Annotated in this window: 11 protein-coding genes; 6 read left to right on the top strand and 5 right to left on the bottom strand. The window is 43.5% G+C overall.

The genetic code is table 11. The features are described 5' to 3' along the window. Positions 1-33: 33 nt before the first annotated feature. The 3 genes from ACQ93I_RS00590 to ACQ93I_RS00600 all read right to left on the bottom strand — a co-directional run bounded on the left by ACQ93I_RS00590 (position 34) and on the right by ACQ93I_RS00600 (position 4,240). Positions 34-2,097, bottom strand: coding sequence for a M13 family metallopeptidase (locus ACQ93I_RS00590; RefSeq protein WP_431696676.1), 2,064 nt, complete (start codon positions 2,095-2,097; stop codon positions 34-36). Positions 2,098-2,166: 69 nt separating this feature from the next. After that, positions 2,167-2,661 carry a nuclear transport factor 2 family protein gene (locus ACQ93I_RS00595; RefSeq protein ID WP_431696677.1) on the bottom strand — a complete coding sequence of 165 codons (495 nt, stop codon included), beginning with the start codon at positions 2,659-2,661 and terminating at the stop codon, positions 2,167-2,169. Between the two features lie 64 nt (positions 2,662-2,725). Beyond that, entirely contained in the window at positions 2,726-4,240 is a 1,515-nt protein-coding gene (locus ACQ93I_RS00600) for a carboxypeptidase-like regulatory domain-containing protein (protein WP_431696678.1), read from the bottom strand. Between the two features lie 138 nt (positions 4,241-4,378). Here ACQ93I_RS00600 and ACQ93I_RS00605 point away from each other — a divergent pair, with 138 nt between their 5' ends. Genes ACQ93I_RS00605 through ACQ93I_RS00625 form a run of 5 tightly spaced genes read left to right on the top strand, consistent with a single transcriptional unit; the run spans position 4,379 to position 9,404 of the window. Continuing rightward, complete coding sequence (locus ACQ93I_RS00605) at positions 4,379-5,884, top strand: FAD-dependent oxidoreductase (protein WP_431696679.1); 1,506 nt, start codon at positions 4,379-4,381, stop codon at positions 5,882-5,884. A 6-nt stretch (positions 5,885-5,890) separates the two neighbouring features. Beyond that, entirely contained in the window at positions 5,891-6,232 is a 342-nt protein-coding gene (locus ACQ93I_RS00610) for a hypothetical protein (protein ID WP_431696680.1), read from the top strand. A 13-nt stretch (positions 6,233-6,245) separates the two neighbouring features. Then, the gene (locus tag ACQ93I_RS00615) at positions 6,246-7,856 is read left to right on the top strand and encodes a DUF4396 domain-containing protein (protein WP_431696681.1); all 1,611 of its coding nucleotides are present in this window, start codon (positions 6,246-6,248) and stop codon (positions 7,854-7,856) included. Continuing rightward, positions 7,843-9,087 carry a hypothetical protein gene (locus ACQ93I_RS00620; protein ID WP_431696682.1) on the top strand — a complete coding sequence of 415 codons (1,245 nt, stop codon included), beginning with the start codon at positions 7,843-7,845 and terminating at the stop codon, positions 9,085-9,087. The genes ACQ93I_RS00615 and ACQ93I_RS00620 overlap by 14 nt, the downstream gene beginning before the upstream one ends. Next, complete coding sequence (locus ACQ93I_RS00625) at positions 9,084-9,404, top strand: hypothetical protein (protein ID WP_431696683.1); 321 nt, start codon at positions 9,084-9,086, stop codon at positions 9,402-9,404. Before ACQ93I_RS00620 ends, ACQ93I_RS00625 begins: the two co-directional genes overlap by 4 nt. A 23-nt stretch (positions 9,405-9,427) precedes the next feature. Here the strand turns inward: ACQ93I_RS00625 and ACQ93I_RS00630 are convergent, their stop codons facing one another. Then, the gene (locus ACQ93I_RS00630) at positions 9,428-10,003 is read right to left on the bottom strand and encodes a hypothetical protein (protein ID WP_431696684.1); all 576 of its coding nucleotides are present in this window, start codon (positions 10,001-10,003) and stop codon (positions 9,428-9,430) included. A 132-nt stretch (positions 10,004-10,135) separates the two neighbouring features. On the opposite strand from ACQ93I_RS00630, the gene ACQ93I_RS00635 reads away from it, so the two are divergent. Then, positions 10,136-11,089, top strand: coding sequence for an NAD-dependent epimerase/dehydratase family protein (locus ACQ93I_RS00635; protein ID WP_431696685.1), 954 nt, complete (start codon positions 10,136-10,138; stop codon positions 11,087-11,089). 60 nt (positions 11,090-11,149) lie between these two features. Here ACQ93I_RS00635 and ACQ93I_RS00640 read toward each other — a convergent pair whose 3' ends face one another. Further along, entirely contained in the window at positions 11,150-11,344 is a 195-nt protein-coding gene (locus ACQ93I_RS00640; RefSeq protein WP_228914110.1) for a cold-shock protein, read from the bottom strand. Between the last annotated feature and the right edge of the window lie 84 nt (positions 11,345-11,428).

An 11,428-nucleotide genomic window follows, 5' to 3' on the forward strand; every position in this document is an offset into this window, starting at 1 on the left:
AAGAGGGGCTTGAAGTGTCATTTTTGAAAGATATTACCAGATCTTCACTCTGTTTTCAGGAGCTACGTACATTGAGTCTCCTTCCTTAATATTGAAGGCTTCGTAGAAAGCATCAATATTTTGTAATGGAACGTAGGCTCTGTATTCTCCCGGAGAGTGTGGATCTGTCTTGATCCTGTTTCGAAGTGCTTCTTCTCTCATCTTTGTTCTCCAAACTGTAGCCCAGCTCATAAAGAATCTTTGCTCGGGCGTGAATCCATCTATTTCTCCCGGATTTCCGTGTTCCTTCAGGTGAATCTGGAGTCCGTCGTAGGCAGCATTCACACCTCCAAGGTCACCAATGTTTTCACCAAGTGTGAATTTTCCGTTGATATAAACTGAATCCAGCACTTCAATAGCGCTGTACTGGTCAGCCAGACTTCCGCCAAGGGTTTCAAACTGCTCCAGGTCTTTCTCGCTCCACCAGTTGTTCAGGTTTCCATCAGCATCAAATCGCGAACCGCTGTCGTCAAAGCCGTGAGAGATCTCGTGGCCTATTACCGCTCCAATTCCGCCGTAGTTCACGGCAGCATCGGCTTTATAATCGTAGAAAGGTGGTTGTAGAATGGCCGCCGGGAATACGATCTCGTTGTAAAGCGGGTTATAATAAGCGTTCACAATTTGTGGCGCCATGAACCATTCGCTCTTGTCTACAGGTTTTCCAAGTTCGGAGATTTCTTCTTCAACCCTCCATTTTGCAATGTTGAGCATATTCTGAAAATAAGAACCGTCATTTGCAGGTTCTTTAATATCTATGCTGCTATAGTCTTTCCAGGTATCAGGATAACCTACCTTGATCTTTGTGGTACCCAGTTTTTGCTTGGCCTTTACCTTGGTGCTGTCGCTCATCCAGGTAAGGTTATCAATTCGGTTTTCAAATGCTTTAACCACGTTCTCGATCATTTCTTCAGCTTTTTGTTTTGCTTCAGCCGGGAAATGCTCTTCTACGTAAAGTTTACCCAGTGCTTCTCCCACAGTTTGGTTGATTGTGGCAAGGGCACGCTCGTTACGTGGCAGTTGTTTTTGTGCTCCGCGAAGGGTCTTTTCGTAAAAGTCCCAGTTAGCATCTTCAATCTCGGTAGTAAGCATTCCTGCTGCATCATTGAAAAGAGCCCATCTAAGGTATTCTTTCCACTCCTCAACATTTTGAGAAGCCAGGGTTTTTTGAACGGCTTCCATATAGCGCGGCTGGCTTACAATGATGGTGTCTATGTTGGCAGCACCAATAGATTCGAAATATTTGTTCCAGTTCACTGCAGAAACTTTCTTCTGAAGTTCGGCAACGGTCATTGGGTTATACGTATTTCGGGCATCACGACGTTCTACCTTGTCTAACATTGGTTGTGCAAGGGCAGTCTCAAATTCGAGAATAGTTTCTGCCTTTTTTGCAGCCTCTTCTTCAGAATCTCCCAAATACTGAAGCATTTTGGTTACGTGAGCAACATACTTCTCACGCTTTTCTTTAGAATCGGCATCTTCAGCAAGATAATAGTCCCTGTCGGGCAGGCCAAGACCTCCCGGAGAAAGGTAAGATGCGTTCATGTTAGAATTCTTTGCATCGGCACCTACACCAAAGCTAAAGAATCCGCCGCCGCCATACATTTGCATCTCCTCAAGATAAGTCTGCACGTCTTCTTTGGTCCTGATAGCCACAATCTTGTCGAGGTAAGGCTGAATAGGCTCAATTCCCTGCTCGTTACGGGCAACGGTATCCATAATAGTTTTGTAGAGGTAAACTGCTTTAGCCTGATCGCTGTTCCCGTCAAGGGTGTCGCTTTTTGCTGCAGCTTCTAAAAGGGCAAGTGCATCGGCATCTGTTTTTTCGCGGAGTTCGTTAAAACTTCCCCATACGGTCTTGTCTTCGGGAATCTCGTTGGTGTCCAGCCAGCGGCCGTTTACATACCTAAAGAAATTCTCCTGCGGCGTCACGGTAGTGTCCATGTAGGCAAGGTTGATGCCGCGAGGCTCTTCGGCTTCAACTTCTTTGTCGTTCTTACAGCTTGTGAAAGCTGCTGTAGCCATAAAAGAAAGTAGAAAACCTTTACTTATTCTATTCATGTTAAAATTTGTTTTTATTGCAGCGAAATTTAATAAAAAGTAATGGATTTGCAGCTTTATCACTGCAGCTTAGTTTGCTCTTAATTTAGTGATCAATTCGCGATCAAAATCCTCTTTTAGAGAGGTTAGGGAATCTACATGTTCATTGGGTACAGCAATTGACAGCACATAGTGTTTTACTTTCCATGTGTCACCTTCTTTTACTGCGACCCCGCTCCCGCGGCAAATACCCATTTGTGTATCCAGTAGCTCGTCAAACCAGGCTATTTTGGCATCTTCGGCGAAGAAAACATTCCGTTCCAGGGTGCTAAAGCTCCAGGCTGTGCCACGGTCAAAATATGGTTTGGCCCATTCCATGAATTCCTGTTTGTTCCAGTTCTCGGTAGGATCGGTGCCTATAAAGACAGATTCTTCAGCCATTAAACTGAAATAATCTTCATAGTTGGCTTCGGCAGCAGCTTTATGCCATTGTTCGAGAAGATTGTTCACGTTGCTCTTTTCGGACTGCCCAAAGGCAAAGCTTCCGAAGAAAAACAGGAGTGTCAAAAAAGGTGTTTTTTGCATAGGTTTTTATAGTTTATAGTCTTTAGTGGGTAAACGGGATAAAAATTGATAAATAATTAAGTTCTTATAAATTTTCCTTTTCGGTATCGAGTGCCACAAAGTTTTTAATCGCTTTATTGGGTTCAATGATGTTATACCCGCTCCAGAAATCTGGGTTGTATGTTTTAAAGGTTTTATACTCAAAATCATCGGTGGCAGAAATATTATCGAGGCTTCCGGGAGCCATACCTTCGGTTTGATATACTACCAGCTGTAGCTTCACGATTTCGCTCACCCTAAGATCAAGATCAAGATCGAGTTCATTTTGTTTGCGGCGGCCTTTAACGTGTTTGTTTTTCTCAATAATGGTTAGTGGCCGCTTAATTCCCACGGTCTCCCCGGTTTCGCGCTCCAGGTAACTCAGGTTGTATTTTCCGGCTTCGTCTTTTACAAAGATCATCTTGCCGCGGTAAACATCATCGGCAGTACTAATTCCGAAGAGACGGAATTTCTTTAATGGCTTCACATTTTCGTACTCCAAACGATGTACTCCATAATCCAGCGTATTGACGTACATCCTGCCTTTAAAATCGGCTCCTCTTTTTGGTTCAAAATCTATGACGTACACGGTGTAATTGTCAATATACGCGTAGCCGTTGAGGTTGTATTTGTACTTGTTCGACTTGTCAAAAAGGTTAAAAGTAATGTCCTCTTTCCAAAACATACCGTTCATAAGCCTTTTCACATTAGCACCTGAACTCTCCTGTAGATACTTTCTGCTTTTAACCCTGGCCTTTTCTTTTTCTTCGGGAGTTTTTTCTTCCTTTTTTTCGGATACTACCAGTCCTTCTTTCAACTCATCTTCATCTACCTTAAACCCTATGATCCCCGATTTTATCTTCAGGTAAGAACGTTCTTTTAAGGTGTTCATGAAGAGCGTGTTAAAATTTTCTGTAATCTCCTCCAGGTTTTTCATGCTCTGCGGATTGTAGAGGTTTGCCGCTTTAATGATGTTGACCTTCTGGGTGTCATAGTTCCCGTACATGTCGGCCAAAACTTCTTTATACGAATCGGAAACTTTAGGGATTTTTGCAGAGATCTCGTCCATGAGGTCCTGATCAATCCCTTCAATCGTGCTTTTATCAACCTCCATATTAAACCGGCGCACGTAGCTGGTGCCCGATTGTCTTAAAAAGATCCTCTTTTTGCTGTTTTCAAAGTTGTAGTTGTTATTAACCTCTTCTTTGACTTTTTCGATAATTTCTTTTGCTGAAAGGTTCTTGTTAGAAAGAAAGACTTCGCCCAGTTCAATAGATGCGGACTTCAGATAAATAATTCCTTCGGAAATTTCAGCGGGGGCAATTTCCAGGAGTTCGTATCCCAGAGAGGAGATCTTCACTATTTCGGGAAGTTTATCTTCTTCGGCATTATAGCTGAAGTAGCCTTCTTCATTGGTGACGAGTCCGCGGTTTTCACCAAAAACAACATTCGCGTAAGGTATAGGTTGTTTAGTGCCAGCATCAAGCACCCTGGCTTTGATTTCCTGGGCCTGAACAAACGCAGCCTGGAGAAACAGAAAAAATATCAGGAAGAATTTCATTGAGAATGTTTTGTTTATAGACGGCATTCCGAAGCAATTGTTACAAAATTTAAGAGAAGTAAGGATTAACAAAATACTAACTTAAAACAATTGGCAGGAGGATGAGTGGTTATTAACTTTATTAAAAAGACCTTTTCTATGACACGATCTATCTGGAAATCAACCGCTCCAAAGAGAAATTTTCCCCGCTTAAATGAACATATTAATACTGAGATAGCGATTATTGGTGGAGGTATCACGGGAATTACAACTGCATACCTTTTGGCAAAATCGGGTAAAAAGGTAGTACTTCTTGAAGCCGGTACTATAAGTGGCGGGACCACAGGCGACTCTACAGGGAATCTCTACGCCATGGTAGATAAGCGCCTGCATCACATTCAAAGCAAATGGAATGAAGATACAGCTTCAAAAGTGGCACAATCACGGGGGCAGGCAGTAAACCTGGTGGAGGAACTAGTGAATAAATACCAGATAGATTGCAGTTTTAAACGCGTGCCGTGGTATCTATTTAGCGAGACAGAAAAGAAAGACGAGACCATAGAGAAGGAGATCAAAGCTGCAGCTCATTACGGGTTGCCGGTAGAAGAAGTACAAAACTTGCCCATACCTGTAAAAGTAAGTAAAGCGATAAAGGTAGAGGGGCAGGCCCAGTTTAATCCTGCTGCGTTTGTGAGGGGGCTTGCCGAAAGTATTGACAGTGCAAATTGCAGGATCTTTGAAAATTCGGAGGTTCACCACATCGAAAAGGAGGAAGATCTTGTACTTTCAACCGATAGCGGTAAAGTAACTGCCAAAAAGGTCATTTTAGCCACCCATACTCCCAAGGGGATCTATGGCTTGCAAACCGCACTTTATCCTTACCGGGAATATGCAATTGCAGCTAAATTAAACTCAGGTGATTTTCCCGATGGCATTTACTGGGATACAGAGGCCGACTTTCATACTTCAATGCGCACCTACAGCAAAGGAGAAGATAATTATGTGCTGGTGTTAGGAGGCCACCACAAAGTTGGCCAGGAAGATGATTACAGCCGTTTCTTCAGAAAGCTCGAACAGAATGCCAGAAGACATTTTGATGTAGCTTCAATAGATTTTGAGTGGAGCGCACAGCATTACAAACCTGCAGATGGATTGCCCTATATAGGTGAAAGTTCTGATGATAATATTTTCGTTGCCACAGGTTTCTCTACTGACGGATTAACTTATGGGGTGCTTTCGGCTATGATCTTAAATGACCAGCTTAATGACCGGGAAAATGAGTGGAGTGATCTCTATAAAGCATCCAGGTTCACCCCTGTAAAGTCGGCAAAGAATTTCATCAAGGAAAACCTCAATGTTGCCAAACAATACATTAAGGATCTGCCTGGAAAAGCCGAAGCCGGTTCATTTGATGAAATTGCTGCCGGCCAGGGAAAGGTAGTGGAAGTAGAGAATGAAAAATGGGCAGTTTTTAAGGATGAAAAGGGACAGGTACACTGCCAGTCGGCTGTTTGTACCCATATGGATTGTATAGTAGACTGGAACGATGCCGAGAAAAGCTGGGATTGCCCCTGCCATGGGAGCAGGTTCAAGGCTACGGGAGAAGTGATTGAAGGTCCTGCCTTTTCACCGCTGGACAAGAGAAGTATGAATCCTAAAAAGTAATTTGAGATGGTCATTACCGCTGTTATCTTAATTGGGATTGCTGTTTTTTTAGGTGCATATCTGCTTAGTTACGTACTTCAGCAAAAAATACCTCCAAAGGGAATAGCCATAGCACATGGTACTGCTGCAGTTTTAGGAATAATAGTACTGCTCATCTTTGCGCTCACCACCCAGCAGCATCACAAGCACTGGGACAGCCTGATGATTTTTGCCATTGCTGCTGTGGTTGGGCTCTATCTTTTTTCGAGAGATCTAAGGCATAAAGCTGTTCCCAAATGGCTGGCCTTAATACACGGAGCCGTAGGCCTTGGAGGCCTGGCCTGGATACTAATTCATGTACTGCATTAAAAAATATTGATCAATGATACGTTGGACCTATCCTGTTTTCGCTCTTTTTATTCTTCTTATACTTAGCTTCGGAATCCTCCTGACTATCAAGGAGGGCGTAGAAGTGGCCGGGCTTGTTGAGCTGCATCACAATCCGGAGGAGAGCAGGCTTACCATGCATCTTAAAAATACTACTTATCTAAACGGAAGTGCTTCTGATGTTTTTTCGCAACTACAAGAGAGCATTCAGTATGAAGAGGCAAGATCGGCCGTATTTGTTCCTACGCAGCAAAACTGGAGGGAATTTGTAAAACAGAGTATTAAGGTTGATCCGGAGGTAAATCACGTGATAGTAATTTCGGCTGAAGAACAGGGGGCACTGCAGCAGGCTCTTCCGGCGATCTTTTATGCGAAGTACAATAACTCCCCGCTTTTGTTTGCTGATGAAATTGCAAATAACCGTAATCGGCTGCAGGGTAAAAAGATCTTTGCCGTAGGCACAGGAAGTTTTGAACAGCTGCAGGGACTGGAAAATGTGGTTAAGATTACCGCTCCAACTCCGGCAGAACTGGCTGTGAAACTGGCGAAATACCGGGATGAGGAAACAGAATTTGGCTGGGGGAGAGATCACGGCCGGCGCAATGGATATTTCCACTACGTGGTAACCACACCTTCCGAAGCTTTGAGCGGCCTGGCAGCTTTACCGCTGGCTAAATCTAATGCTGCAGCGGTCTTGTATGCCGGTGAAGATGGCGGCCTGCCCGCAATAACTGATTCTTACATCTGGTCGCAGCGTGCCGATTGGTTCACCACTCCTTCCGAAGGTCCTTTTCGCCATTTTTGGGTGGTCACGGGGCAAATGAGCTATAAAGCTCTTGGGCGGTTAGACTTTTCGGTAGAAAAAGCACCGTATGCCGACATGGGTGCGGTAGCGCTTGGTCCCATGGAAGCCATAGTTATAATTTTTATGGCCCTGGGAATTGCAGGAGCAATTTTCATTCTAATCCATTCCTCTTACACCCTGCCGGGGGTGATGTCACCAATAAAGATCGCCTGGACCCTGGGTGCAGCTCTCTTGCCAATTTTGGGGGTAATACTATATTTTAATGCCTACCGCCGCCCAGTTTATTTTGAAGGAATGATGACCCGCTGGTTAAGACCGCCGGGAATTCAGGCTGCTTCAGCTACGATGATGGGCTTTGGGTATGGAGCTCCCTCCATGATTGCCGTGGCTTACCTTTTCGCTTATTTTGGCTTTCCCATATTTTTTTCTGAAGGAATAAATGAGACCCTCTTTTGGGCAGGAGCAGGAATGCCTATCATGATGTTCGGGATGTACCTGGGAGCCTTGCTGCTTGTGATATTTCTCGTGCAGTATCCCATGAAGAATGCTATGATGGAGCTCAAGGATGGCATGCTGCTATGGAAGGGGTTAAAAGTGGCATTTTTGAGTATGACTGCCGTGAGTTTGGGCATGATGACCATGAGCTGGTGGATGATGATGGTACACATCCCCATGATGCCCAAAGAAGATGACATCTTGTGGTTTGGAACTATGTGGATTGCTTCCTTTTTAGGATTCCTGGTAGCCTGGCCTTTAAACTCTCTAATGATAAGAAACAATATTAAACATGGTAATCGCTAGAAATACAATTTTGATCGCCTTTATTTCGATTTTTATTTTCTCCTGCGGAAAATCTGAAGGTCCGCCGGTAGAGGCTGCTTTTCCCTTACAGGAAGAGGCCAGTGTAACAGCGTACACGGTAAGGCTGCCGGGTAATGATCCCGAAACTCAGGCTATCATTTTATCTCAGACGGTGTATGCAGCGACAAGGGAAGATAATGCCGTGGGAGCTATTATTTTGGTGCCACAAGATGAAAAAATGGCTTTTACTGCTATGCACAGGGTGACCCATATGCCTGTTAATGCCCCTATGCTATATCTTGATGGCAATAGAAAAATATCTGACGCCACTTTTGAAGAGATGAAGCGTCTCAAACCCGACGGGGTGATGCCCGATGGCAGAAACCAGGTTTATGCAGTAAACGTGCCGCCAGCTGAAGTTGAGCGGATAAGAAAAGAACTTAACTATAAAGTGCGGACCTTTAATGAAGAAGATCCCATTCTTCTGGCCGAATTGCTCGACAGGTGGCAGGCAGCCCTAAAATCAGATCATCCCGATGAAGTGGTGATCTCGGCTATTGATCATGAAGATGGTATTAAACACGGAATGGGCGCTATGGGATGGAATGCCCATATGGGTAAGGGTTTTGCATGGGTGTATAAAGACAGTATTCCCGCAGCTACAAAAGAGATCCTCAAAAGAAGGTATGGAGATCATGGTGCTTATATGTATGTAACAGGAAATCCAGATATCATTTCAGCTAAGGTGGTAAAGGAACTGGGGCGTTATGGCCTGGTTCGCCGAATTACAGGGGCAAATGTTTTTGCTTCAAACACTGTTAATGCCGGATACAAAGACTACGGAAGGAATTTTGGCTGGGGCTGGGATTGGGCAGCTCGCGATTTTGGTTGGGGAATTGCCCAGGCAGGTCACAACTACATCTTTTCAAGCGCTGAAAATGTGTTGGGAACCATTCCTGCTGCTGTATTGGGACATATGGGTAAACACGGCCCCATCCTGCTGGTAGAAGAGGATAGCCTGCCGGGAGCAGTGAAGAGTTACCTGGAGATGGTGAAACCTTTTCAAACAAATCCGCAGGAGACCATTCTTAATTTTGGATGGATTATAGGAGATGAGCAAATATTAACGAGAGAGGTGCAAATGGAAATAGATTATTACCTGTCTCCATTCCCTCTGCGGGAAACACAGGAAACGCTTACCGACAGTACTAACGCAAATCTTGAACAATGAAAGAGACAAAAAAGAGAGAAGAAGATCTCAAAGCAGGATACGCCAATGACGGGCCGCAGGCAGTAATCTATCGTCCTGTAATTCTGTATGCCGCTTTACTTGGAGCTTTGATATTTGGTATTGCCCTGGCAATTGCAGGGTATCTTATTGCAGAAGGAACCTGGGCTATCGTAGACCTGGGGCAGATATCTGCCCCGTTTTCGGGAACTACAGCTGTTACTTTTGGAGGAGTAGGGGTTGCATTAGGTGGACTAATAGGAGGGCTTTACGGTCTTTCAAAAATGCTTAAAGACCAGAAGAAAAGCCATAAGTATTAAGTCCTCGGTATACTAAAGGATTCTTATATTCCGCTATCTCTAAACAGGGGTATGGTTCCGGTGCTGTCGGGTTCCAGGGGCTCTTGAAATTCCCGGTCGAGTTCCGTTTCAAAGTTTTCGGGGGTCTTCAGGAAAAGTTCGTTGAGCTGCAACTTAAAATTATCAAATTCGGTGATCATATCTTCGGCAAGATCAAGTATTTCGTCGGGGTTCTTTTGTTTTTTATTTGAAAGTTGGTGAAGTAACTGCGCTTTGGTATAAAGAACATTGGCACGGGCTTCAACCGCTGTGCTTTTTAAGGAATCAGGAATAGTGGTACGCAGGTTTTCCATGATCTGTACAAGATTATTTGCCGAGCTGAGTATTTCCTGTCCGGTACTGTTTTCCAAATTCTGAATTTCGTTCTGTGCAGTGGCATATGCGAGCCACTCTCCGGCAACCTCCCGGGCTTCGGGTAAAAGATTTACCGAGCGGGTAGTGTTTACTTCCAAAGGATCTAAAAATGATTTTTCAGAATTAATCGGAGAAACCGGTTTTTCCTGTTTTTCTCCGCAGGAAAAGAAGGAGACCAAACTCACTAATAGAACAATTTTTCTCATTTTCTAAAGATATGCTTTTCGTGCAGTTTTTTTAAGTCATTATATCCAAAATGGCCCATGATTTAGCACCAGGGAATTTCTCATCTTTCCTGAATTGAATATCTTTGCTTCTACTTAAAAAAAGAAACTTTTATGGCTTCAAAGATATTGATAATTGGTGCTTGCGGGCAAATAGGAACCGAACTTACTATGGCCCTGCGGGAAAAACAGGGGAAAGAGAATATAATTGCCTGTGATATTAGGGAAGGAAGCAAAGAGCTGATGGCTTCGGGCCCTTTTGAGATAGCCGATGCTACCAACTATCATCAAATTGAGGATCTTGTTATTCAATATGAAATAGATGAAGTATATCTTATGGCAGCAATGCTAAGTGCTACAGCCGAAAAGTTCCCCATGAAAGGCTGGGCATTGAATATGGATTCTTTGTTTCACGTTCTTAACCTTGCAAAAGATGGAAAAGTGAGCAAAGTTTTTTGGCCGTCAAGTATTGCCGTCTTTGGGCCTACCACGCCCAAACAAAATACTCCTCAAACCACTATTATGGAGCCAACCACGGTTTATGGAATAAGCAAACAGGCTGGGGAGCGCTGGTGTGAATATTATCACAGGAAATTTGGAGTTGATGTAAGAAGTATCCGTTATCCTGGGTTGATTAGTTATAAGACACTGCCCGGCGGTGGTACTACAGATTATGCTGTAGAGATTTACCATGAGGCCCTGAAAACCGAAAAATACACCTCTTTCCTAAAAGAGGATACCGAGCTGCCTATGATGTTTATGGATGATGCTATTAGAGCCACTATTTCTTTAATGGAAGCACCGGCTGAGAAAGTGAAAATAAGATCTTCTTACAATCTTTCTGCTCTTAACTTCACCCCAGAGACACTTGCTGCTTCAATACAAAAACATATTCCTGATTTTGAAATTTCTTACGATCCCGATTTTAGACAGGCAATAGCCGATTCGTGGCCATCAAGCATTGATGATTCTGCTGCCCGCGAAGACTGGGGCTGGAGGCATGAATTTGACCTGGAGAAAATGACTTCCCAAATGCTGGAAGGAATCAAGGAAGTACATCATGTATAAACCAAAAAAAAGTCCTGCACAGTGTGCAGGACTTTTTGATTGAGCTAAAAACTAATATGATTAGTTGATTACGCGCACTCTAGTTGCGGTCAATCCTTTTCTTCCTTCTTCTTCCTCATACTCAACTTTGTCTCCTTCATTAAGAGTTTCTCCGTTAAGTCCTGTAACGTGAACAAAGATGTCTCTTCCTGTGTCGTCGTTGGTGATGAATCCGTAACCTTTTGATTCATTGAAAAATTTAACTGTACCTTCCATTGTAAAAAAATAATAATTAATAAAGTACAAACATAATCCAATTATTGAAACAGGGGTTAATCAAATTGTTATTTATTTCTAAAA

It is taken from the genome of Salinimicrobium sp. WS361 (genome assembly GCF_050750585.1).
Taxonomy (GTDB): Bacteria; Bacteroidota; Bacteroidia; order Flavobacteriales; family Flavobacteriaceae; genus Salinimicrobium.

What these genes read in the sequence shown, in the direction of transcription:
- ACQ93I_RS00635 (WP_431696685.1), top strand. Translation starts at nt 10,136, where the DNA reads ATGGCTTCAAAGATATTGATAATTGGTGCTTGCGGGCAAATAGGAACC.
- ACQ93I_RS00610 (WP_431696680.1), top strand. Translation starts at nt 5,891, where the DNA reads ATGGTCATTACCGCTGTTATCTTAATTGGGATTGCTGTTTTTTTAGGT.
- ACQ93I_RS00620 (WP_431696682.1), top strand. Translation starts at nt 7,843, where the DNA reads ATGGTAATCGCTAGAAATACAATTTTGATCGCCTTTATTTCGATTTTT.
- ACQ93I_RS00630 (WP_431696684.1), bottom strand. Translation starts at nt 10,003, where the DNA reads ATGAGAAAAATTGTTCTATTAGTGAGTTTGGTCTCCTTCTTTTCCTGC.
- ACQ93I_RS00605 (WP_431696679.1), top strand. Translation starts at nt 4,379, where the DNA reads ATGACACGATCTATCTGGAAATCAACCGCTCCAAAGAGAAATTTTCCC.
- ACQ93I_RS00640 (WP_228914110.1), bottom strand. Translation starts at nt 11,344, where the DNA reads ATGGAAGGTACAGTTAAATTTTTCAATGAATCAAAAGGTTACGGATTC.
- ACQ93I_RS00615 (WP_431696681.1), top strand. Translation starts at nt 6,246, where the DNA reads ATGATACGTTGGACCTATCCTGTTTTCGCTCTTTTTATTCTTCTTATA.
- ACQ93I_RS00595 (WP_431696677.1), bottom strand. Translation starts at nt 2,661, where the DNA reads ATGCAAAAAACACCTTTTTTGACACTCCTGTTTTTCTTCGGAAGCTTT.
- ACQ93I_RS00625 (WP_431696683.1), top strand. Translation starts at nt 9,084, where the DNA reads ATGAAAGAGACAAAAAAGAGAGAAGAAGATCTCAAAGCAGGATACGCC.
- ACQ93I_RS00590 (WP_431696676.1), bottom strand. Translation starts at nt 2,097, where the DNA reads ATGAATAGAATAAGTAAAGGTTTTCTACTTTCTTTTATGGCTACAGCA.
- ACQ93I_RS00600 (WP_431696678.1), bottom strand. Translation starts at nt 4,240, where the DNA reads ATGAAATTCTTCCTGATATTTTTTCTGTTTCTCCAGGCTGCGTTTGTT.